Origin of the sequence: Thermoanaerobacter brockii subsp. finnii Ako-1 (genome assembly GCF_000175295.2) — a bacterium.
Classification (GTDB): domain Bacteria; phylum Bacillota; class Thermoanaerobacteria; order Thermoanaerobacterales; family Thermoanaerobacteraceae; genus Thermoanaerobacter; species Thermoanaerobacter pseudethanolicus.
In genome coordinates, this window is the sequence record NC_014964.1 from 1,599,456 (window position 1) to 1,622,399 (window position 22,944).

Consider the following 22,944-nt stretch of genomic DNA (forward strand, 5'->3'; position numbering starts at 1 on the left):
CATTGCAGAAACCAAAAACCTCACAAACTGCCATTAGCTATTATTGTTTGTAAATATTATTTTACCACTATTTTTTGTTAATTTGAATATATATTGTTTAATTTGTTCTTCTATATTTTCGCTTATTGTTGTATAACACAAGCATTTACGAGTAAGTTACCCCTTTATTTAATTAAGGTTAGAAAAACAAACTTCCTACGCCATAACTCAATATCATAATTAAAATGGCTGCTATAATATTTCCCATAAATATGGCCAAAAGTGCCTGCTTGAATTTCATGTTTAAAAGAGCTGCAGCCAAACTTCCACTCCATACTCCCGTTCCAGGCAAAGGAATAGCTACTACCAGTACAAGCCCCCATACGCCATATTTCTGTATTTTTTCCCCATTATATTTTAAAGATCTATCTGTAAGCTTATCTACTAACTTTTTAAATAATCTCGTTTTTTTAAGACGATTAAATATAGGTTTAATGGTAAATAATATAAAGGGTGCCGGTATCATACTACCTATCAAGCTTATAATCGTAGCATAAAAAGGAGATAACCCTAAAGATATGCCTATTGGAATTGCTCCTCTAAGCTCTATTACTGGCAATGCTGCTATAAATAGAACTGCTAATTCTCTGGGTAGAAAATTGAGTATTTCTTTTACAAATAATTCCATTATCATACCCCTTTACATCCTACTATTATGAAATCCTACAAAGTTTTCTCCAAAGGTTTCGTGAAAGTTAGAATTTCTTTGTAATTTACATACTCCGCTAATAAATTTATACACTTTGTTATACTAAATAGCTTGCTCTACATTTTTATCATTATCCTTATTCTAGTCTTTTTAATATTATTATATATCATAAATGATAAATTTTGAACAATATTTCTTTGTAATCTATACTATCTAATAATTTTTCTTCCCCATTATACAACACTATCGGAATTATATCTGGCAATTTGATATCCTTTTTCCTCGCCCTTTTTCTAATATCTGTCCATATTTCTAACATGTAATTCCTGTTTTACAAAACTTCTTAATAACTCTATGAATACCCGTTATTGCAGACATAGCTTTAGTGCCACCTGTAAAATCAATGGCAGTTTTATCTGGTTTACCCCATTTATCTACATAAACTCCCTTTAAAATCTTATAAATTTCAATAGGACTATCTTTTACAATTTCTTCTGCTATGTACTGAGAAGGTAATAAACCAGTTAACTCTATTACTTTGTCTAAATTTTCTATGGTACATCACATTAGCAAATTCTTTCTTTAAAACTTCCTTCTTTTCTGGTGCAATCTTTTCTTTTGTAATTAAATTTACAATTGGCATAATTCTCACATATTGCCATAACTCCTCCTATAGTAAGCCCAAACCCCTCGTGAATATCCGGCAAAAAATAATACTCGCCTTTATGGTAATTTATTTCCTGCAGCTCTATATAACTCATACCATTCCTCTCTTGTAAGTTCAATCTCTGATGCTTTGCATATATCTTTCAATCGAGAAGGATTTGTCGTACCAACAATAGGTTGTATCTTTGCTGGATGTCTTAAAATCCATGCAATAGGTATAGCAATATTTGGCACACCCTTTTTAGCAGCAATTTCGTCAATTTTGTCATTAAGTTCTTTAAATTTTTCGTTACCTAAAAAAGTGCCTTCAAAAAATCCATATTGGAACGGTGACCATGCCTGTATCGTAATATTCTTTAACCTGCAATACTCCAAAACACTGCCATCTCTATCTATAGACTGATCTACTTTCATATTCACATTAAAACCAGAATCTATCATACCTGTATGCATAATACTAAACTGCAATTGGTTTATGATAAGCTTTTGGTTTAAATACTTACTAAGCAGTTCTATCTGCATCGGATTAAAATTACTTACACCGAAATTTCTAACCTTGCCACTGCTGTGAAGTATTGAAAAAGCCTCTGCAACCTCTTCTGGTTCCATCAAAGTATCAGGACGGTGTAATAACAGAACATCTATGTAGTCAGTTTTGAGTCTTTTTAAGCTTCCATCGACAGATTTTAAAATATGTTCTTTTGAAAAGTCATAATACCCTTTTCTAATACCACACTTAGTCTGAATAATGATTTTTTCTCTAATACTAGGCTTCATATCTATAGCTTCAGCAAAAACTTCTTCAGATTTGCCACCGCCATATATATCAGCATGGTCAAAAAAATTTATACCTTCTTCTAAAGCCGTATTTATAAGTTCCGCCACTTCTTTTACAGACTTATCAGCAATCCTCATACAACCCAATGCAATTGCCGATGCCTTTATCTCCCCATTACCAATATTGATATACTTCATTTAAAACACCTCTTAATTTTTTGTTTTTATTATAACATACAGCGAAAATTTTTCTAACCGTTTTTCACTAAATCCTATCTTATCTCTGGTTACAATATAATCAACTTTTTTCGTCTTACGTCATTCCCAAACTTCGATTAATTATAAGGTAATAAAGGTGACTATATTAAAATCATTATAGTACTTACATATCATTCCAAAGACAAAATATCTTTTCCGCTTTCCAAATCAATTATATGAACACTTCCACTTTCAACTTCAATAAACCCTACTGAATTAATCTTATCTTCCCGTTTGCTAAGGGATGTAGAACCCGGATTAATCACCACACAATTTTCAATCTTTTTTATTAAAGGAATATGCGTATGTCCCGTTATAAAATAATCCAATTTATACTTCTTAATCAACTTATGTATATCTTCGTCAGAAATACTGTGACCATGATTAATCATAAATCTCTTCCCTTCAATGAAAGCAAAAACATACGGCGTTTGTATAGGCACCTCAAGCATCATTTGGTCAACATAAGCATCACAATTCCCTTCCGCAATCAAAAGCGGAACAGGACAAGCATTTATTGCATCAGCAAGTTTTTTAGGGTCATATCCTTCAGGAATTGGATTACGGGGTCCATGATATAAAACATCCCCTGCATGTAAAATAATATCCGAATCCTTTAAAAAATCCCACGCCTTTTCCCATGATTTATAATCTCCATGAGTGTCACTTATAACACCAATTTTCATAAAATATCACCCTACCTTTCTACACCTTAATTTTAATTTTATCATTTTATAAAGCAAAATCCAACACAAATATTAAGAAAATTCCGACATACCATGACAAAAATAATCTAAACTTATTTTGGAACACCTGATACCAAAAGTTATATTCTGTTGCATGTATAATAGATATATAATATAATGAAACTAAGAAAGATTTAAGAAAACAAGAATATAAAAGCTATTAAAATGTCAAACTTAGTGTAAGAAAATTAAAGGAGCAAATATGGTAGGTCAGAAATTTATAATGAATATGAAGGAGGAAATCAAATGATATGGATAATTTTAGGTATCGTAGCAGTTATAGTTTTGTGGTTTATTGTGACTTACAATGGTTTTATTAATTTGAAAAACAGAGTAGAAAATGCTTGGGCGCAAATAGATGTACAGTTAAAGAGAAGATATGACCTTATACCTAACCTTGTGAATACAGTAAAAGGATATGCTGCTCATGAAAAAGAGATTTTTGAAAATTTAGGAGAATTAAGGGCTAAGGCAATGGGAGCTCAATCAGTAAAAGAAGTAGGAGATACTAATAATCAGATTACACAAGCTCTTAAGACAATTTTTGCTGTTGCAGAAAATTATCCGGAATTAAAGGCAAATGAAAATTTTTTAAAACTCCAAGAAGAATTAACTAATACAGAAAATAAAATTGCTTTTGCAAGACAGTTTTATAATGATATAGTCATGCAGTACAATGCAGCACAACAGAGAATCCCTGCTTCTATTGTTGCAAATATGATGAGATTAACACCCAAGGAATATTATCCTGTTGATGAAGGTGAAAGAGGACCTATTAATGTTCAATTTTGATTAACGAGGGTGTGAGTGTAATGTCTAGAAAAACTCTATATGAACTTCAAGCAGAAAATGTAAGGAAAACTTATCTATTTATAGTTACATTTTCTCTTATACTTTTTGCTATAGGTTATTTTTTTGTATGGTATTTCAACTGGGGACTTACAGGAATAGTTCTTTTAGCAATTTTCATTGTGCTGTATAATTGGATAGCGTATGAACAGTCAGATAAAATAGCTCTCGCGTCGGTGGGAGCCATTCCGGCAAATCCAGAGGAGTATTATGTTCTTCATAATATTGTGGAAGAAGTCGCTCTCGCAGCAGGTATACCAAAGCCCAATGTTTATATAATGGAAGAATCCCAACCTAATGCTTTTGCTACGGGCAAAGACCCAAAGCATGCTTCTGTTTGTGTCACAACCGGTCTACTTCAAATGATGAATAGAGAAGAGCTCCAAGGAGTAATAGCTCATGAAATATCTCACATCAGAAATAGAGATATACTTTTAATGACGGTTGTTGCAGTTGTTGCAGGACTTATAATTTTACTCAGGGATGTAATGCTAAGAAGTATGTGGTGGGGAATGGGAGAAAGCAGAAGAAGAGATAAAAATGACAATGGAGCTATAATTCTCCTCATTATTGGGCTTATTTTTTCTATTATTGCTCCTCTTATTGTATTAATTATAAGGTCTGCAATTTCAAGACAAAGAGAATATTTGGCAGATGCAACTGGTGCCTTTATTGTAAGAGATCCCTATGGTCTTGCATCAGCTCTTGAAAAAATAGGTAGTTATACTAGACCCATGAGAGTTACCTCTGACGCAACAGCTCATTTGTTTATATCAAATCCTTTTGGAAGAGCGGAAAAGTTATTTGCAACTCATCCACCGATTGAAGAGAGAATTAAGAGGTTGAAGAGCCTTACAATGTAAAAGACATAAGAAAATTTTATAAGGAAGGTGTAAATAGTAATGAAAGAAAAAGCGACATTAGAAGAGTGGAAAGAATTGTATGAGGTAACTGTTAAAATAAAGGAATTAAATCCTTGGAAATATTTTTGGGATGTAGATATAATAACATTAATTTTGCCAGAAAATGAAGAACCAGTATATTGTAGTGTAATGGGAAGAGGAGGAGAATTTTACGGTATAGGTTTTTATTTTGGGTTTGATGCTTTGGACAATTTTTACAAAATTATTGAGACTACTGATATGCCACCAGAGCAAATTCAGCGATTTCAAGAAGATAATGTAATTATATGCTATTTTGGGGATAGAGAAGAGTTGTTTAAAGAAGAATTGCAAATTGTAAAAGACCTGGGATTGAAGTTTAGAGGTAGGAATAACTGGATCTATTTTAGGTCTTTCAAGAAAGGATATGCTCCTTATATTTTGAATAAAGAAGAAGTATTAAAACAGACAGCAATAATGAGACATTTATTACAAGCACTAAAAAATTACATTGAAGAAGATATTGTAGTTAACTTCGAAGAGGGAGAAACTTTAGTTCATAAATACGATGAGCAAAAAAATCAATGGGTTACTTTAGCAGCTCCCCTTTTGTTACCCCAAAGAAAATATTTAATCCCTATATTAAAAGATGAGCTTCTTTTATCAAGAATGGCAAAGCAAACAACTACTTCTGCCGAAATAGAAGTTGATATAGCGTACTTGAATACCATAATTAGAGATAAAGAATATGATAGACCAATTGCAGGGAGAATTTGTATTCTTGCTGATTCTAAATCAGGGATGATAATAGATCAACATATTCTTTCTCCAGAAGACGATGAAGTGCAATATATTTTTGATATGGTAATTCCATATATTTTAAATATGGGTAAACCAAAGAAAATATTTGTAAGAGATGAATATTTATTTCATTTATTGGTTGATTTGTGTGAAAGGACTAAAATTGGTTTGCATATAAAGAGCCGATTAAATGCGATTGATTATTTCATAGAAGAATTTGTAAACTTTAGATAGGGAGCAGGATTTTATCTGCTCTTACTTATTTTCAAGGTAATATATAATATCGCTGATGTAAATATTAAGAAAATTTCAACAAGTTCTGACTTATTTTAACGCACTGGATACCAAAGTTATATTCTGTTGCATGTACCGCTTTTTCTTGAGCTCTGCCGCAAAAGTTGACTTGCCTGCACCTGGAAGCCCTACAAGAAGGACAAGAGCCCCCATTTTCTCTCCCCTCATTCTCTTTTATTTAACTCTATTTTAACAAGTTTGAGCCGTAAAACAAAATTTTTAAAAAACTTTTACTATTCTTCCTGTGTTTTTATCAATAATTTCTATTATTATATCCAGCCTGCCGTAGAAATTATCTAAATTCTCTATTTTATAGCATTATTCATTTCTTACCAATTCCTCAGCATTCATTCCTATTCGTAATGTGTCCACATCCTATACATCTTTATAATGTGTTCATCCTCTAAAATTTCATAAATTATTCTGTGCTGAATATTTATTCTTCTTGAAAGTTTCCCTTGGAGATCACCTTTTAATTTTTCGTATGGAGGAGGATTTTGATGCGGATTTTCTTTTAATATTTTTAAAATTTCTTTTGCTTTTTTGTCAAGTCCACACGCTTCTAATTTTTTTGCATCTTTTAGAGCGTATTTAGAAAATTTTAATTTATATCCCATCCTAAGTCCTTTTCATCCTTCCACTCTTCCAAGGGAATTTTATCTGACTCTATGATGCTTTCTCTTAAATTTGGTACTGACAACAAATATAGCGTTTCTTGAATAGCATTCCAATCTTCTTCGGAAATTAAGACTGCATTTCCTTTTTTAGAAGTTATCTGTATAGGTTCATTACTTACCATTATTTGTTCTAAAATTTTGTATATATTTTGTCTTACCGTTGTTACCGGTATTGTTTTCATAAAAATCACTCCTTTTAAATTAATTATAACGTACGTTTTTATGTATGTCAGTAAAAAATTAGATGACTTGTTATTGAAAATCCTTTATGTAAATTACTTTTCTCTTGTTCTTTAACATAACGCTGAATTGCGTTGTTAAATACTTCTTTTTCAAGCTTATTTTTATAACGAAGAACATCACACATGCTTTGCAAATCGGGTAATTTACTGTAATTTTATCGTATTTTTTGGAAACTTGCAAAATTAAGATTAATAAAAACTGTTGCAAAGCCTACCACCATTAACTCTTCCTTCAAGCTCTAATATAAATCTGTTACCAAAAAAGGTACCATATGGATAAAACCTTTTCGTTTTAATTGTTTCAATCCCTTATAGGTAGGCTAAAAACTGTATATAGTATGTATAGTTAATACGAGAGGTTCAAAAGAAAAACCTAATGACAAAATCAGGTTTTCATATCTTCCATGAAAATTAGTATTATTATCTAACTGAAACTTTTCTATTACCAATGGGAATATCACTTTGTAATAATAATCTTCAGCTTCTCTGGCTGGTATTGTCTCCCAAATTTCTACTTTTTCTCTTATTTCCTCTTCAATTTTATCACTTGGCAATATCGTTTTCTTTTCCATTTTTCCCTCCTCTTTTCTAAAAAATAAAACAATTTTACTATTATATTTATAATTTTACCATTTTATTCTCCAAAAAACAACATAAATATAAATAAAATTCCAATATATTTCGATAAATTTGTCTCTTTTTTCTCTATTAAACATGACATGACTGTTTGGGGAGTTATCGTTCTAATTCTTGCTGTAATAGAATTCTTTGCAGGACGCAAACCGCAAAAAGCAAATAAACAAGCTTAATCACCACGGCCCTTTTTTTGGGCATCTTCTTTTGCACCGACAATTCTAACATACATTTTACCATTTGAAGTTTTACCTGTTGTAACTTAATAGCCTACAAATCTTACTGATAAGTTATAGCAAAATCTCTTTAGTATCCGTCCCATACACCTTTACAATCTCATTGTGCAACGGCTTAAAATCAATATTATCTACAAACAAAATACCCTCCACTTCTATGCCACTTTGTGGATTGTCAAAAACGTACATGCCTTTTATTGACTTTTCCTTTATATAATAAACATACTCCAAAAGCTCCTTTAAACCCTGTATCATATATTCTCTATCTGTTGTATACTTTACTTCTCCTAAAATAACTTTTACTATTCTTCCTGTGTTTTTATCAATAATTTCTATTATTATATCCGGCCTGCCGCTCCAAAAGATATTGCCCAAAGTACCTTTATCTTCAAAAAGTTTATCTGCTATCTCGTGAGTCTTTTTAACTACTGCCATCATCCTTCTAAAATATTCATTTTCAATATTTTCTACTTCCTCAAATCCTATCTTAAATATTAGATTATCAGAACCAGTACTGTTGTGATAAATATTGTATAGTAAATTTCCGTCTTCCCAACTCGCTATTTTATTATTCGTGCCATCAACGATATACATTTTTTCATTACAAGCGTTATCTCTTAAAATTCTTACAACCCAATATAATTCAAACAAAGTATTTTCATCAGCAATTTCTATAAAAGTTTTCTCAAAAAGTTTTTTAATCTCTTCATAATCAATAAAATTTATAATTTGTCTGTACTTTCTTAAAAGCTTAGCTGCATCACTATAGAGTTTACTCCTGTTTTTTGCAACATCTTCAATCATCCTATCCGTGACATTTATACCTTCAATATTTATCCTGCTCATATAAACATTTTTTTCATATATCTCTTTTACAATTTTATTTATTTTTTCTCCCTCTACGTACCAATCATAACCTGTAAATCTATCCATATTAAGGCCTATAACGATGTCATACAAAACTTCTATAAACTTTTTTAAGACTACATTTTCTTTGGTATTATAAAGCTTATTCCTTTCATTATAAGAAAAAAGAGTTTTATCTTTATAATTTGTATTCAATCTCTGTCTTATAGTCTCTTTCCAATCTATGCTGCCTCTAATTTTATTATAACTTATCTCCTTTGTAAGATTAGTTGAAACCTTCAATTCCCTAATCATCATTGGAAGATTTAATATATAATCCTTAACCTCATCCATTAATAAAAAATGTATTTTCAACAAATCTTCCACCTTATTTATGTTTAAATTTAACTCATTCAAAAAAGGTAGCGGAGATAATTTGCCAGACTTTAAATATACCAATAAATCCTCTTTGATAGATTCTAAAAGCACTTCTTTACTTGTCTTCATAGTCAAATCCCCTAAAAATCACATTTTTATTCCAAAAAAGTCTTTTATGAATCCATCCAATCTATCCTTTTGTCTAGAAAAATCTCCTATACTGCTTTTATACAATTCCTCTGCAAATTTTTTAATATCATTTTCCATAACGCCTTCGAACTGCGGCAGGACATAAAGTATAACAGCAGAAGTGTAATCCCCTTCAACGCTAACATATCTGGCAATGTCTTCAATAATAGCAGGTCCAACTCTTCTGTATTTGTTAATAATATTCCAAACCTCCGCCAGTCCCTCTTTTAAATCCACATTATTGATGCTTTTATCCTCTATCCCCCATATATTAAGATATTTCGCAACAAGGTCCTTATCAATGTTTTTTGGCACACCAACAGGAATAAAAGCAAATCGCCTCATAAAGGCATAGCTCATTTCATATAAAGAAGTTTTGTCGTAAGTGTTCATAGTCCCAATAATGCGAAAATCTTTAGGAATTACATACCCATGTTCTTGTATCTCTACCTCTTCTTCATCATCTTCCTCCGGACGTATGACTATATTCTCTCCAGATTTTGACTTAAAACTCAGTGTCACCCTGTCCCCTGTTAAGGCAGAAAATAATACACCAAAAGCTTTGTCAATATCAGCTCTGTTTATTTCATCTATAATTAGCCACTTGATATTGGAATTGTTATTTTTCTTATTTTTAAAAAGCCGTAAAAATACGCCTTCATCAAAATACAAAGTTCCATCCCTATCAGGTTTATAACCACCAATAGTATCATAAGTAGACCAATCGGACATGGCAGTCACCATTTCGTATTCTACTCCGTAACTTTTACATATTTCTTTAGCTAGTTTGGACTTGCCTGTTCCAGGAGGACCTACCAATATTATGTGTTTACCTGATTTTAAAGCAGTAGATATTTGCTTTGATAAAACCTCTGCATCCTCAAAAAATAAATTATTTATTTTAATTTCTCTTTCAAAATCAATTTCATGAAGAAAGCCATCTTTCTCCTCCTCGCCGCTTTTATCCTTTTCCCCATGAGACACCTTAATAATGTCCTCTCTATTTATACCATTTATCTTTTTAAACCTATCAAAAACTTCAATAAACTTCTTCACCATTTTCTTATATGTAAAATCATTAGGGTTATCAATGGTTTCTATATCATCGTGTTCTTTGGTGCCTTTCTCTTCAAGAATTTTATTAATATCATCACCTATATATAAACCATACGAAATATTAGAATACTTTTCCGTTTCATCTCCCCCAATTGTAAAAAATAACTGAGCAGCTTCTTTATGTGTTTTTTTCTTTTCGGGATATATTGCAAACCAACATCTACTCCCTCCAAAATTCTGTGGTCCATAAAAATCACTAATATATTTATTTTCTTTAAATTTAAAATTAGGAAATATCGATTTAATACTATTGTAAATTTTTCTAATTTCTATATTCACTTTTTCCTTATACTTTTCATAATATAATGGAAACAAAATCTTAAAATCATTCCATGATTTTAAAATATCTTTTTCATGTTTATTTGCAACTTCATTCTTTATGCTCTCCAAATTTTTCTCATCCACATAATCACCATTTAAAATCATCTCACACACTCTAAATCTAATTTCATTGACTTTTTCATCACCTTTGTATCTTTCATATAAAACTTGTAAATATTCTCTATCTAATTCCTTTAAATATTCCAAAAAAGCATTTATATCCTTACTAAAAGAATACAATACCTTTGCATGTTCATAGAGATACTTTACACTTACTTTTACATACAGTTCCTTGTAGTTGGTAAGACAATAAATGAAATCCTGTGCATCCAACATATCTGGATTTTTTATATAATTTTTCTCTTTAAAATAATCGAGCAAAATATTACAAACTTCATAATAGGTAGAATACTTATCTGCTACATCTTCAGTTAAAGACTCATTAATTCCAAAAGAATTTAAAAACTCTCTAAATGCCTGATCCCTATACAAGGGATACTTCTCTAAACTAAAACCTGCTAATAAATATCCAAAAAGAGAAGTATCAAATTTAATAGTAGTATTATATCTTTCCCCAGTATTCACAAATCTTCGTATTCTATCTTCTAAATCTGCCGAATCATCATATAGATAGTTAAACAATTCAGCTACTTCTGAAGGTTTTTCTTCTGCATATTTATATAAATCATCTAAATTCGACCAATGAACAAAACCACCCTTTTGTGGATTTTTACTTTGAAAATACTTAATTATTTCTATAACATTCTCCCCAGCAATACGCTTGTCTTTTAAATAATCATTTATTTCGCTTAAAACTTCTCTTTTATACTTTTCATCGTAATCCACAGTTTCTTTGAACTTTAAATATTCCTCAATAGCAATGTCCATATAATTGTCCATAAAAAATTTTCCTTTTAAATCTTCAATCTTCATCCTAAGATCCCCCTAAAACTACATTAATGTATGTTATATTATCTATTCTATAAATTTATTGAAAATCCTTTATATTTCCATAAAAAATAAAGACACTACCTTTCATAGTGCCCTTATTTCAAAAACTTATCTAAATCCTCTATCTTATCTATATCAAATATATTGTCAACAATATCCATCAACGTTTCCCTGTTTGCACCATCTATTTTCTTTACATATTCTTCAGGAACATTCCCAAATTTCTTCTCTAATAACTTAATAACAGTTACTCCTATTCCCTTCTCCATGCCTTTTTCTATTCCTTTTTCTATTCCTTTTTCTATTCCTTTTTTTATCCCTTTTTTTATCCCTTTTTTAATACCCCTTTTCTCACGCTCTTTCATCTCTTGCAATATGGTCTTTTCAAGATTTGATATCATCTCTTCCACCTCCTTGTTTTCATCTATTATCCTCTCTATATTTTCTCGCTCTTCTTCCGGCAATCTAGCTAGTAATATCTTTTTAAACCATGCTTTAAATAATAATATTTCATCTTTATCCAAGTTATTTAATATCTCTGATAATTCCTTAAGCCTTTTCATTATTTCTTCAAATTCTACTTTTTGTTCTAATAAAAATACAGAAGCTATTAAGTTTTCTAACTTTAATAATTCTTCTTTTGTATACCTATTTACATCTATTAGTATATATTTGAAATCTACTGCATATTCTCCAAAGGTTTCATAGGAATTTAGTGTTTCTTTGTAGCTTGTTTTTGCTGTCCACTTACGGACTCCGTTGTACAATACTATCGGTACTATAACTGGTAATTTAAAATCTTTCCTTCTTGATTCTTTTTTTGGTATGTCTTTTAATATGCTTCTCCATATCTCTACCATATATAAAAGTAATCTGTAAGGCATTTGATAGTCAACTGTAGATTGTAATTCCATCAATATATAAAATATAACTTCTTTTTCCTTTAATTTTACTCTGTAGACTAAGTCTGCTTCTTTATCTGCAAAGTCTTGTAATACAAATGACTTATCTACTTTAACTACATTTGCCTCGTCTATATCATTTACCCATTCCTGCTTTACAAAACTTCTTAATAACTCTATAAACACTCGCTTACTGGATAACAAAAATTTATACCCTTTGTCATGCTGATTGTGAATAGCTTCCTTTACATTTTTATCATCCATGACATTTTGCTCCTTCTTAATATCATTATATCTCATAAATCATAAGTTTTGAATAATAATTTTTCACTCTACCCTCATTTTACCATTTTATTTCTCAAAAAACTAGCAATGGGTATTAAAAAATTTTCACTGCATTAACGAGAGTGAAGAGAGAAAACCTAAAGCCTTTGCCTGCGTTGGATAAGTATCAAAAATTTCTGATAGAAAGATGAGGAAGTACATAAGGCTAAGGCTTCTTGTCGTAGATGAAGTAGGGTATTTGCCTTTAGACAACCTTGGAGTAAATCTTTTTTTAGCTGATAAACGCACAGTATGAGAGAAGAAGCATAATACTTACAAGCAATAGAGTATTTGGGGAATATGGTAAATTAAGGTGGAAAGTCAATTCTTGCAACTGCGTTTTTGGATAGATTGCCGTACCATGCCTATATAATTAACATAAGAAGTAACAATTACCGTTTAAAGGATAGGTTAAAGACTAGTCTTTATTATGTTAAAACGGTAAGCCTAAATTAAAAAAACACAGGGTGGGTCAATTTAAAACCACTGAAAATGGGGCAACTTTAATCCGCTATTGACACTATCTAATTCTCAAGACCTTTTCACATATTTTATTCTCATCTTTCACGTTATAACTCTCTTACATCAAGTCTTCCAAAAGTTTAGAAACAAACTCCATTACATATCTTCTCTTTAATATATCATGACAGTATTGATTAGTATAATTTCTTAAACAACCATAGCAGCTTGCATCTCCTTCTTTACCTCCGCATTCACAACTTGAAACTACTTCTAGCGTTTTTTTAAGGACTTTTATGAAATTTTCTTCTTCCGCAATTCTTTTAACCTGTCCTGCTCCACCGGGTACGTCATCAAACAATACTATAGCAGGTCTTCTTGGATCCCCCGCATAAGAATATAACGTACTATCAACATCCTGCCTATCAATCTCCAGAGCTTTGCATGCTCCCTCTATCAATCCATAAAGCAATGATTCCCAGAATCCTTCTCTCTCATCACTATACCCTATAAATTTTAGGGAAAGTATATCCGTTGAAAATTCATATCCCAAAGAATAACGTGAAAAAGTTCCTTTACATACTTTACCCATTCTTGTCTTATGCTCGCCTATAGGCTTTCCATCATAAACTTTTGCGTATCCACAACTTTCACAAACAGCAAACCCAGCTCCTTTCCCATTATTTACAACAGCCAATTTACAATTCCCAGCTTCCATTTCTACAGTTATCCCAATTAATAATTTTATCTCTTATTCTTACAAAGTTCAACATAATATTTCCCAATTCTTGCATAAATGAGTATCCCAATGAAAAATAAAAAATTGGCACTCAATCTTTCTTATTTTCATTGCCACCACATTTCTCAACAAAACTTATAAACTATCCCAATCGGACGATGTTTGTCCTTAAATAAATTTTCATACCTTTAACCATATATTCACCTCATCTTAAAATTTTAATCTGCACCTTTTACAACCGCAAGAGGTACAAGGCGTGCAACAGGTGTTGTAATTCCTCTTTCTGAAAGGACAGAAATAACTTCTTCCACATCTTTATAGGCCAGTGGCGACTCATCAACTATATCCTTAAAAGACCTGACATTGTATATAACATCTCCCATAGCCTTTTCAAATTCCTCTTTAGTGATTTTTTTCGCTTTGTTGCGAGAAAGCCTTCGTCCTGCCCCGTGATTTACCGAATAAAAAGTTTCTGCCGCTTTCTCTGTGCCAACCACAACGTAAGAACCCGTACCCATACTGCCGGGAATAAGAGCAGGATGTCCTGATTCTTTGTAAAAAGAAGGATTTTGCGGATGCCCTGCTGGTAAAGCTCTCGTCGCTCCCTTTCTGTGAACAAGAAGCTTTTTTCCTCCATGTTCTTCCCATTTAGCAATATTATGAGCAACATCATATACCAGTCGAAAGCCCATAGATTCTGAAGATTTTTTTAATACATCTTCAAATGCTTTTATAACATCAAACATAATTATTTGTCTGTTTGAAAAAGCAAAATTCACTGCTGCTGCCATGGCTTTATAATACGCCTTACCTTCCTTTGAATCAATAGGAGCTGCCGCAAGTCCTTTTTCAGGAACATCAACACCGTATTTCTTTGCTGCCTCCCATAGAATCTTAGTATAATCTGTCGCAATCTGATGTCCAAACCCGCGGCTTCCTGTGTGAATCATTGCAGCAATTTGCCCTTTGAAAAGTCCAAAACGCTCTGCCAATTTCTCATCAAAAATAGAGTCAACCTGTTGAATCTCTATAAAATGATTGCCACCACCCAAAGTGCCAAGCTGCTCTTCTCCTCTTTCTTGCGCTTCTTTTGACACAGCAGAAATGTCTGCCCCTGAAAGCTTTCCACCCTCTTCAATAAAGTTTAAATCCGATTTTTTCCCAAAACCTGCTTTAATGACAGCCTCTACCCCATTATGAACTACATCATCAAAAATTAACCTCGTAATACCTTTATGCCGTCCCTTTTTCCCTATGCCTGTGGGAACATAATACTCAATCCGTTCTATAAGCTTATACAAAAGCTCTTTATTAAAATGCGCTGCTTCAAGATTAGTTCTCAAGAGCCTTACACCACAATTAATATCATATCCTACGGCTCCCGCTGAAATAACCCCTTTCTCCTCTATCGCCATAACTCCTCCTATAGGAAGACCAAATCCTTCGTGAATATCCGGCATCCCTATAACTGGTTTCACCACTCCAGGAAGGGTAGCAGCGTTGGTAATCTGTCTTAAAGACTGGTCTTCATGCAAAAGCTCTTTTAAGGTATCATTCACATAAATTACTGCATCAACACGCATTTTGCCAAACTTGGGAATGCACCATTTATTAATCCCGTCTTTTACTACCGTATAACCCTGTATAACCTCTACCCCATAGAAGTTTACCCCTTCCTATCTCTTATTTTCCTAAAATTCACGAATAAAAACCTATCATCTATACATCAATTTCTGTTGATCGTTCCTTATCTTGTCATTCTTTTTTAATTTTTTAACTTCATTATATCATACTTTACTTTTAAGTATTCTAATAAAAGTCAAGACAGTTAGCAATATAAAAAACCCCCACCTTTTATACATGTTAAAAGTGGGGTCTTGTCAATATTTTTGATACTGGTCGTCCAAAACATTTACTATTCTTGCAGTAAACATACGACTCTTTTCAAAAAACCTGTTATTCGCGTATATACCAGCGAAAACAAGTATGATAAAAAGAAGTCCTATTAGGAATGAAAAAAGTTCTTTCCACATGATATTTAAAATATCTGCAAGTTTCAGCCCTAAGATCACTCCCAAAATAAAACCTGCCAGTGGAATTACGTATAGTATAAAAGTAGCAGAAAGAAGCGCCCTAGACTCCATCTCAATTTCCACTATCTGGCCTACTTCAGCATTCGTTTCATTTTCAGCCCAAACTTTTAAGGTCTGTTTATTCGAGCCGCTACTGCAAGCCCTACACTTTGAACAGGCAGACGTCCGTATCACTTCAACTTCGGCTTGGTTGCCCCTCTTTGAAACAACAATAGCTCTTTCTTTCACTAAGAATCCCTCCGATAGTTTTTATGATATCACACAAATAGTTTTAAATCAATGGGTGTTTAAAATAAGTTCCTCTGTTATTAGAAGCGCTAAAATAAAAAAGACTCCTCTGAGGAAAAACCCCACAGGAGTCTTTTCCAAGATTACTTCATGAACAGCGGTGCAAAAACCAGGGCCACGATAGTCATGAGTTTTATCAGGATGTTCAGGGACGGGCCAGAAGTGTCTTTGAAGGGGTCCCCCACAGTATCTCCTACAACAGCCGCTGCATGGGTGGGTGTACCCTTGCCTCCATAATTTCCTTCCTCAATATACTTTTTGGCATTATCCCAAGCTCCGCCTGAGTTAGCCATCTGAATTGCTAACATGACGCCAGTCACCAATGCACCAGCTAAAAGCCCTCCCAGAGCTTCTCTGCCAAATATAAACCCAATGGCTAGTGGTGCAATAACAGCAATAAGGCCCGGAATTATCATTTCCCTAAGAGCCGCTCTAGTGCTTATATCAACGCACCTTGCATAATCAGGCTTGGCCTTTCCTTCCATTATGCCCGGAATTTCCCTGAACTGCCTGCGAACCTCTTCGATCATCTGGGATGCCGCTTTCCCCACTGCTTCCATAGTCATCGCAGAAAACAAGAAAGGCAGCATTGCTCCTATTAAAAGACCAACTATAACATCAGCCCGCAGTAGGTCGATACCCTCTTTTAAACCTGCAGCGGTAGTATACGCTGAAAACAGTGCTAGAGCCGTCAGTGCTGCAGAACCAATGGCAAATCCTTTGCCCATGGCTGCCGTGGTATTTCCGACCGCATCCAGCTTGTCGGTGATTTTTCTGACAGATGGGTCAAGTTCGGCCATTTCCGCAATACCACCAGCATTGTCGGCTATAGGCCCATAGGCATCTACTGCAACAGTCATGCCCGTAGTTGACAACATACCAATTGCCGCGAGAGCTATACCGTAGAGGCCAGCGAATTTATAGGATATAATTATTGCTAACGCTATAAATAACACCGGCAAAGCTGTACTTTTCATTCCAACAGCCAGGCCTGTTATAATGTTTGTAGCTGGTCCAGTCTGAGACGCTTTTGCAATTTCTCTTACAGGATTGTAGTTAGAAGAAGTATAATATTCAGTAAGTATTCCTATCAAAACCCCCACTACGATACCAGAAACAGCCGCATAAAAAGCGTTAATTTCTTGTAAAAAATACCTGCTGAAAAAGAAAGTGATCAATATTACAAAAATAGCACTGGCAAAGCTGCCCTTGCTGAGAGCTTTCTGTGGATTGGCTCCCTCTCCTGTCCTTACAAACAAAGTCCCAACTATGGAACTGATAATTCCCGCCGCTGCCACAAGCATTGGAAAGATGACGCCCTTGATACCATATGGTTGATTTGTTACAGGACTGATAGCAACAGCGCCAATGGCTATACCGGATATTATTGAACCCACGAAAGATTCAAAAAGGTCAGCCCCCATACCGGCCACATCACCTACGTTATCCCCTACATTATCAGCTATTACCGCCGGATTCCTGGGATCATCCTCAGGTATACCCGCTTCCACCTTGCCGACAAGGTCAGCTCCAACATCGGCTGCTTTAGTATATATTCCTCCGCCAGCTCTAGCAAATAAGGCTATTGAACTGGCTCCAAGGGCAAAACCATTGATGACGTCAAAACTTTTTACATCCGAAGGGTCCCCGAACAAGAAATATAGTATCCCGAGGCCTAAAAGGCCCAGGCCAACCACTGACATTCCCATCACAGTACCGCCAGAAAATGCTATGGAAAGGGCCTTATTCATTCCTTCCCGTGCCGCATTAGCGGTTCTTACATTGGCTCTGGTAGCAACGCTCATCCCAATAAATCCCGCTAGAACCGAAGCTATAGACCCTGTTATGTAACTTACAGCCGTTTGCCAATTTATGAACGTACCTATAACGAAGAACATTACGGCAACGAATATCGCCAGAGTTTTATATTCCCTCAACAGGAAAGCCATGGCACCTTCGTGTATGGCATCGGATATTTCGCGCATTTTCTCGTTCCCTACAGGACTCTTGATAATCATCATGGTGCGCATGAAAGCGAACAAAAGTGCAACCACGCCTGAGATAGGTGCTAGCCATATTAATTTTTCCATTATAAACTTCCCTCCAATACACAAATTATTTTAGATTACCGCAGTACCCAAAAACCTCATAAACTAAAGGGTTCTGCTATATATTTCCAAGGAATTCCTCACTTTTGTTTATTCGGCAAAAATGAGAGAATTCCTCTAAAAAACAAAGCTAAACGAAGAGCATAAGCGCAATGTTTTTTCCGATTTTTGGATTGTTCTAATTACTATTTTATTGTAATAACTTTATTATTTATGTTTTATAATTTCGCTTATTGTTGTTACAAATTAAGTATAGTTCCAAAGATATCTCCCTTGCCATTTTTCTATGATAAATATTAGCCATCTATTTTTCATAATTGTTATAACATATTTTACAATATAAGACAAGGTATTTAAGAGCTAAACCTTCGAATTTTATAAGTTATTCTTTTACTTAATGCTTAGAAAAACAAACTTCCTACACCATAACTTAATATCATAACTAAAATAGCTGCTATAATATTTCCTATAAATATGGCTGAAAGCGCCTGCTTGAATTGCATGTTTAAAAGAGCTGCAGCTAAACTTCCACTCCATACTCCCGTTCCAGGCAAAGGAATAGCTACTACCAGTACAAGCCCCCATACGCCATATTTCTGTATTTTTTCCCCATTATACTTTAAAGATCTATCTGTAAGCTTATCTACTAACTTTTTAAATAATCTCGTTTTTTTAAGACGAACAAATATAGGTTTAATGGTAAATAATATAAAGGGTGCTGGTATCATACTACCTATCAAGCTTATAATCGTAGTATAAAAAGGAGATAACCCTAAAGATATGCCTATTGGAATTGCTCCTCTAAGCTCTATTACTGGCAATGCTGCTATAAATAGAACTGCTAATTCTCTAGGTAGAAAGTTGAGTATTTCTTTTACAAATGATTCCATTATTATACCCCTTTACATCCTACTTAGAATTTCTTTGTAATTTACATTACTCACTAATATTTATATTATATTGTTTACTAAATAGCTTGCTCTGCATTTTTATCATTATCTTTATCTAGTCTTTTTTAATATTATTATATCTCATAAATGATAAATTTTGAACAATAATAATTTAAATTCTCTATACTATCTTAGAAACTTTAGACCACAGTTAATTAGGAAGCCCCCAAACATTGCAAAAGTCTTATTTATATATTCACCACAAAAGTTCCACGTGCCCATCGTGTAAAAAAAACGGAACAAAATAGCCTATTTGTGCGTCTATATTTTTTGAAGAAAAATTTTAGGTGAGAGTTTACCAGTGAAGGAAAGGCTTAAATGGAGTGTATTATTCTTTTTTGCTACCGTCATACTTCCATAACTTTACTCGGATGTAGTCAAGAGCCATTCAATAAAAAAGCCGAGACAAACGAAGCTGAACAGCAGCCAACATCAAAGTCGCGTAAGCCCCAAACCCAAGTGGAATAGGCACAAAGGAGGCCCAAAGTATATATACCTTTGGGCCTCCTTGGACTCATCACACAACAGCCCATCTTTTCGTAGATTAGCTGTTGTGTGCCAGTCTTTTTAAGTTGTTTTCTGCCGGAATAAGCTTAGTCTCATATTCTTCAATTTTAAAATTTAACCTTTCCAGCGCTCTCTCCATTTCTTCAATGCGTGAAAGAAGTTTCTCCCGTTGCTCGATAAGGATTTGTTTTCTGGCCTCTATAGTTTTGTCGCCTTGCTGGAGCAGCGTAACATATTCGACCAGCGTTTCAACTTGAACACCTGCGCTGCGCATACATTTAATGAATTCAATCCACTTACAGTCTTCCTCCGTATAATCCCGGATACCGCTTTCGTTGCGATTTACCCTGGGAATCAGGCCAATACGCTCATAGTAGCGGAGTGTATCCGGTGAAAGGCCAAATTTTTTGCTTACTTCTGCAATCGTCATGTAGCTTCACCTCCAATGTTCAATATTATTTAATACTCGGAGTTAACTCCAAATCAAGGGTTTTAATATAGTAGCACTACCCGTGCTACTATATTAAAGAAACAGCGTATAATTTGTGATTATTTTTAAATCCTGTCTTACTCCAACCATTTTCTCAGCAGGTCAATTGTATTAACTCTAGGCCGTATAAGCGAAACTTCCACCGATTTACTGATTTATCTTCGATAGAAGTTTCTAACCCAAGTTTGTTTTATACACGTGCTTTGGCTATGCATCTTTTTCCTCTATTTTAAGCTGCAAATAATATTCATCAGAAACAGGTTCCATCCATTCAACTTCACCCTTTTGAGGATTGGCTGTAATCGCGATATGAGAAAGCCAACTATCCTGAGCCGCTCCATGCCAATGTTTAACACCCGGTTGGATTTTTACAACGTCGCCTTCTTTGATTATCTTTACAGGCCGACCTTCTTCCTGATAATAGCCTCTTCCTCCGGTAACAAGCAAAATCTGTCCGCCGGGATGTTTATGCCAATTATTCCTTGCACCTGGCTCAAAAGTAACATTATAGATTGGGCAATTAAAAATGCCGTCGTTAGAAACCAGCGTTTCAACCCAGACTGTTCCTGTAAAATATTCATTTTCAACTTTTTGACCAAGCGGGAAAATTGTTCTGTCGCTTAAGTTTCTTGGTTCGGTTTTATCCATTCTTTTTTCCCCCTTTCATTTACGGTATACTATGATATAAAGCCAAATCTCTTAAGCCAGTCTGCAATATCTTTGTCTGCTCTGTTAACATTGCTTCCTCGAATGGCTAAACCGGGCAGTACCTTTGCAGTCGGGCAAAGTTTCTTGATGTCGCGCTCACTGCTTCCCATTCCGCTGCATTCATGTGTGCAAAATGGAACAATGGTCTTTCCCGCGAAATCATAAGACTCTAAAAATGTAAACACAGCCATCGGCATCGTTCCCCACCAATTGGGATAGCCGAGGAAAATCACATCATGAGAATCTATATCATCTAGTTTATCTGCAAGCTCAGGTCTGGCATTCAGCCGTTTTTCTTCCTGCGCTACTTTTGTTGTTTCTGTATAATCTTCCGGATATGGCTTTATCGTTTTAATTGGGTAATGCCTATTTTGAGCAGCCATTGGGACACGTTGGCTTGTGCATCTCCTGCACCACTCCCATATATTACAAATTCCTCCAGGATGGTTGATTTAGGGCATAGCTTCACAATATCTCTAATCATTCGCCCCTTACCCCCTCCGCCGTGAGTACAAAAAGGCACGATGGTTTTTCCTGACAAATCATATTCAGATAAAAATGTTGCAACTGGCGGGGCTATCGTACTCCACCAATTTGGTGAACCAACAAAAATTATGTCATAAGATTCGATGTGATCGATTTTTGTTTTTAAGGGAGGCTTATATCCTGCTTGTATTTCTTTTTTTGCTTGCTCTACAGTCGCATTATATGAATTGGGATACGGCACTTCGGGCTGTATCTCAAAAATGGTTCCACCAATCTCCTTGTGAATTAGATTTGCAATTTTACATGTGTTTCCGGACCAGGTAAAATACACAATAAGGATTTGTTTAGCCATATTCACACCCTCCTTTAAACCACATCCCGGCACCCGCTTCTTTATCAGTACCAGTCATAGTTGTGTTTGCCACAAAGTGAAGGAGATTTTGCGTTACCTTTCCTTTGCCGCTTCCGCTGTGGATGTAGTCCCAAACAGTCCCCTTCATTGGTCGCCATTGCAGCGACAGCCTTGGCAGCATCCAGGCTGCTACCGCCGCCAAGGCTGATAATAAAATCACGCCCATTTTCTCTCGTTGTTGACTACGCTGTCCATGATATTTATCCTTTGAGGGGTCTGGATGAGTCTCTAATCCATAAGCTCAATAGTAACTGTAAAATCATCATTCATCCTTGCAAGCTTTTCTATTCCAGATTCAATTTTACCTAAGATAATAAGTCCGCTTGCATAACCAAAGTCTCTATAAAATATAGCCAAATTTCCCCAAGGAGAATAATAGGTGAAATCTCCAACTGAAGGATCGCTGCCTGATGGTGCATCTTCTGTAGATAATCTTTTTGGTAGATCGCTAACCTTTTCTGTCCCTGCATAATCTCTAAATGTTAATGTTAATGGAAGTAATGTTAAAAAATCCCTGCTTGTCGGATTATCGTGCATTTTCACAATTACTTCCTCGTTGTTGTTAAAAGTTAATTTTATCCTCACATCTTCCATAGCATCTGCCCCTTCCTTTCTATCAACAGTCGCACTGCTGCTTTCTGTACCTGCCGAAGTGCTTTCGTCATTCGATTCATTCGGTGAGACTCTACTATGAACTGTTTCAGTTGGTGAACCTGCAGCCTCAGCTTCTATTGTAAGGTTTTCGTTCTCAATATCAGCCTGGCCCTCTGACGTAGTAGGCTGCTGTCCCTGTTGGGGATTGATGCTTTGGCTACCGTTATTACCGCCACAAGAGCTAAGAATGAGGACCATCACCGAAACCGGCACCAGAACCCAAAATAGCCTTCTTTTCCTCACTACCTTTTGCATGTTATTCTCTCCTTAATTAA

General features: G+C 34.5%; 27 protein-coding genes and 1 pseudogene. 5 read left to right on the plus strand and 23 right to left on the minus strand.

What is annotated here, in order from left to right:
- Window positions 1-178 precede the first annotated feature (178 nt).
- From THEBR_RS07995 to yfcE, 5 genes are all read right to left on the minus strand, one after another.
- Window positions 179-667, minus strand: coding sequence for a COG2426 family protein (locus tag THEBR_RS07995; protein ID WP_012268784.1), 489 nt, complete (start codon window positions 665-667; stop codon window positions 179-181).
- A gap of 187 nt (window positions 668-854) precedes the next feature.
- Window positions 855-1,007: a hypothetical protein gene (locus THEBR_RS12100; protein ID WP_003867764.1), complete on the minus strand. Its 153-nt coding sequence runs from the start codon at window positions 1,005-1,007 to the stop codon at window positions 855-857.
- Window positions 1,008-1,163: 156 nt separating this feature from the next.
- The gene (locus tag THEBR_RS12415) at window positions 1,164-1,340 is read right to left on the minus strand and encodes a hypothetical protein (protein ID WP_232195842.1); all 177 of its coding nucleotides are present in this window, start codon (window positions 1,338-1,340) and stop codon (window positions 1,164-1,166) included.
- A 71-nt stretch (window positions 1,341-1,411) separates the two neighbouring features.
- Window positions 1,412-2,329, minus strand: a complete 918-nt coding sequence (locus THEBR_RS08005) for an aldo/keto reductase (RefSeq protein WP_003867766.1) — start codon at window positions 2,327-2,329, stop codon at window positions 1,412-1,414.
- A gap of 191 nt (window positions 2,330-2,520) precedes the next feature.
- Window positions 2,521-3,075: a phosphodiesterase gene (gene yfcE, locus THEBR_RS08010; RefSeq protein WP_003867767.1), complete on the minus strand. Its 555-nt coding sequence runs from the start codon at window positions 3,073-3,075 to the stop codon at window positions 2,521-2,523.
- A 306-nt stretch (window positions 3,076-3,381) separates the two neighbouring features.
- On the opposite strand from yfcE, the gene THEBR_RS08015 reads away from it, so the two are divergent.
- The 3 genes from THEBR_RS08015 to THEBR_RS08025 are packed head-to-tail and all read left to right on the plus strand — an operon-like array spanning window position 3,382 to window position 5,900.
- Entirely contained in the window at window positions 3,382-3,927 is a 546-nt protein-coding gene (locus THEBR_RS08015; protein WP_003867768.1) for a LemA family protein, read from the plus strand.
- 20 nt (window positions 3,928-3,947) lie between these two features.
- Window positions 3,948-4,847, plus strand: coding sequence for a zinc metalloprotease HtpX (gene htpX, locus THEBR_RS08020; RefSeq protein WP_012269489.1), 900 nt, complete (start codon window positions 3,948-3,950; stop codon window positions 4,845-4,847).
- A gap of 39 nt (window positions 4,848-4,886) precedes the next feature.
- Window positions 4,887-5,900, plus strand: coding sequence for a DUF7309 domain-containing protein (locus THEBR_RS08025; RefSeq protein ID WP_012269490.1), 1,014 nt, complete (start codon window positions 4,887-4,889; stop codon window positions 5,898-5,900).
- A gap of 90 nt (window positions 5,901-5,990) precedes the next feature.
- Here THEBR_RS08025 and THEBR_RS12110 read toward each other — a convergent pair whose 3' ends face one another.
- The 7 genes from THEBR_RS12110 to THEBR_RS08055 form a co-directional block, all read right to left on the minus strand.
- The gene (locus THEBR_RS12110; RefSeq protein WP_003867771.1) at window positions 5,991-6,113 is read right to left on the minus strand and encodes a hypothetical protein; all 123 of its coding nucleotides are present in this window, start codon (window positions 6,111-6,113) and stop codon (window positions 5,991-5,993) included.
- A 200-nt stretch (window positions 6,114-6,313) separates the two neighbouring features.
- Complete coding sequence (locus THEBR_RS08030) at window positions 6,314-6,577, minus strand: Txe/YoeB family addiction module toxin (RefSeq protein ID WP_003867772.1); 264 nt, start codon at window positions 6,575-6,577, stop codon at window positions 6,314-6,316.
- A complete protein-coding gene (locus tag THEBR_RS08035; protein ID WP_003867773.1) occupies window positions 6,562-6,819 on the minus strand; it encodes a type II toxin-antitoxin system Phd/YefM family antitoxin in 258 nt (85 codons plus the stop codon). The genes THEBR_RS08030 and THEBR_RS08035 overlap by 16 nt, the downstream gene beginning before the upstream one ends.
- A gap of 380 nt (window positions 6,820-7,199) precedes the next feature.
- Window positions 7,200-7,451 (minus strand): hypothetical protein, encoded by a 252-nt coding sequence (locus tag THEBR_RS08040; protein WP_012269491.1) that lies wholly within the window; start codon window positions 7,449-7,451, stop codon window positions 7,200-7,202.
- Between the two features lie 351 nt (window positions 7,452-7,802).
- Window positions 7,803-9,101, minus strand: coding sequence for a hypothetical protein (locus THEBR_RS08045; protein ID WP_003867775.1), 1,299 nt, complete (start codon window positions 9,099-9,101; stop codon window positions 7,803-7,805).
- Window positions 9,102-9,119: 18 nt separating this feature from the next.
- Window positions 9,120-11,531 carry an AAA family ATPase gene (locus tag THEBR_RS08050; protein WP_012269492.1) on the minus strand — a complete coding sequence of 804 codons (2,412 nt, stop codon included), beginning with the start codon at window positions 11,529-11,531 and terminating at the stop codon, window positions 9,120-9,122.
- A gap of 113 nt (window positions 11,532-11,644) precedes the next feature.
- Complete coding sequence (locus THEBR_RS08055; RefSeq protein ID WP_012269493.1) at window positions 11,645-12,715, minus strand: Rpn family recombination-promoting nuclease/putative transposase; 1,071 nt, start codon at window positions 12,713-12,715, stop codon at window positions 11,645-11,647.
- A gap of 208 nt (window positions 12,716-12,923) precedes the next feature.
- Between THEBR_RS08055 and THEBR_RS12640 the strand changes: the two genes are divergently transcribed.
- Entirely contained in the window at window positions 12,924-13,031 is a 108-nt protein-coding gene (locus THEBR_RS12640; protein WP_269207971.1) for a hypothetical protein, read from the plus strand.
- Window positions 13,032-13,126: 95 nt separating this feature from the next.
- Complete coding sequence (locus tag THEBR_RS12645) at window positions 13,127-13,231, plus strand: hypothetical protein (protein WP_275452384.1); 105 nt, start codon at window positions 13,127-13,129, stop codon at window positions 13,229-13,231.
- 124 nt (window positions 13,232-13,355) lie between these two features.
- Here the strand turns inward: THEBR_RS12645 and THEBR_RS08060 are convergent, their stop codons facing one another.
- The 11 genes and pseudogenes from THEBR_RS08060 to THEBR_RS08110 all read right to left on the minus strand — a co-directional run bounded on the left by THEBR_RS08060 (window position 13,356) and on the right by THEBR_RS08110 (window position 22,924).
- On the minus strand, window positions 13,356-13,952 hold the full coding sequence (locus THEBR_RS08060) for a DUF1998 domain-containing protein (RefSeq protein WP_012269494.1): 597 nt from the start codon (window positions 13,950-13,952) through the stop codon (window positions 13,356-13,358).
- 239 nt (window positions 13,953-14,191) lie between these two features.
- Entirely contained in the window at window positions 14,192-15,556 is a 1,365-nt protein-coding gene (locus THEBR_RS08065; protein WP_012269495.1) for an RtcB family protein, read from the minus strand.
- 297 nt (window positions 15,557-15,853) lie between these two features.
- Window positions 15,854-16,294, minus strand: coding sequence for a SoxR reducing system RseC family protein (locus tag THEBR_RS08070; RefSeq protein WP_012269496.1), 441 nt, complete (start codon window positions 16,292-16,294; stop codon window positions 15,854-15,856).
- Between the two features lie 143 nt (window positions 16,295-16,437).
- Entirely contained in the window at window positions 16,438-18,444 is a 2,007-nt protein-coding gene (locus tag THEBR_RS08075; RefSeq protein WP_012269497.1) for a sodium-translocating pyrophosphatase, read from the minus strand.
- Window positions 18,445-18,863: 419 nt separating this feature from the next.
- On the minus strand, window positions 18,864-19,352 hold the full coding sequence (locus THEBR_RS08080; RefSeq protein WP_012269498.1) for a COG2426 family protein: 489 nt from the start codon (window positions 19,350-19,352) through the stop codon (window positions 18,864-18,866).
- A gap of 604 nt (window positions 19,353-19,956) precedes the next feature.
- On the minus strand, window positions 19,957-20,349 hold the full coding sequence (locus THEBR_RS08085; RefSeq protein ID WP_012269499.1) for a MerR family transcriptional regulator: 393 nt from the start codon (window positions 20,347-20,349) through the stop codon (window positions 19,957-19,959).
- A gap of 267 nt (window positions 20,350-20,616) precedes the next feature.
- Window positions 20,617-21,057 (minus strand): (R)-mandelonitrile lyase, encoded by a 441-nt coding sequence (locus THEBR_RS08090; protein WP_012269500.1) that lies wholly within the window; start codon window positions 21,055-21,057, stop codon window positions 20,617-20,619.
- 29 nt (window positions 21,058-21,086) lie between these two features.
- Window positions 21,087-21,500 (minus strand): flavodoxin, encoded by a 414-nt coding sequence (locus tag THEBR_RS08095; RefSeq protein WP_012269501.1) that lies wholly within the window; start codon window positions 21,498-21,500, stop codon window positions 21,087-21,089.
- Window positions 21,461-21,955, minus strand: a complete 495-nt coding sequence (locus tag THEBR_RS08100) for a flavodoxin (protein ID WP_012269502.1) — start codon at window positions 21,953-21,955, stop codon at window positions 21,461-21,463. Before THEBR_RS08100 ends, THEBR_RS08095 begins: the two co-directional genes overlap by 40 nt.
- Window positions 21,956-21,999: 44 nt before the next feature.
- Window positions 22,000-22,179, minus strand: a pseudogene (locus THEBR_RS12425) (iron-containing alcohol dehydrogenase); the annotation flags it as partial.
- A 64-nt stretch (window positions 22,180-22,243) separates the two neighbouring features.
- Window positions 22,244-22,924: a cyclophilin-like fold protein gene (locus tag THEBR_RS08110; RefSeq protein ID WP_012269503.1), complete on the minus strand. Its 681-nt coding sequence runs from the start codon at window positions 22,922-22,924 to the stop codon at window positions 22,244-22,246.
- Window positions 22,925-22,944: the final 20 nt, after the last annotated feature.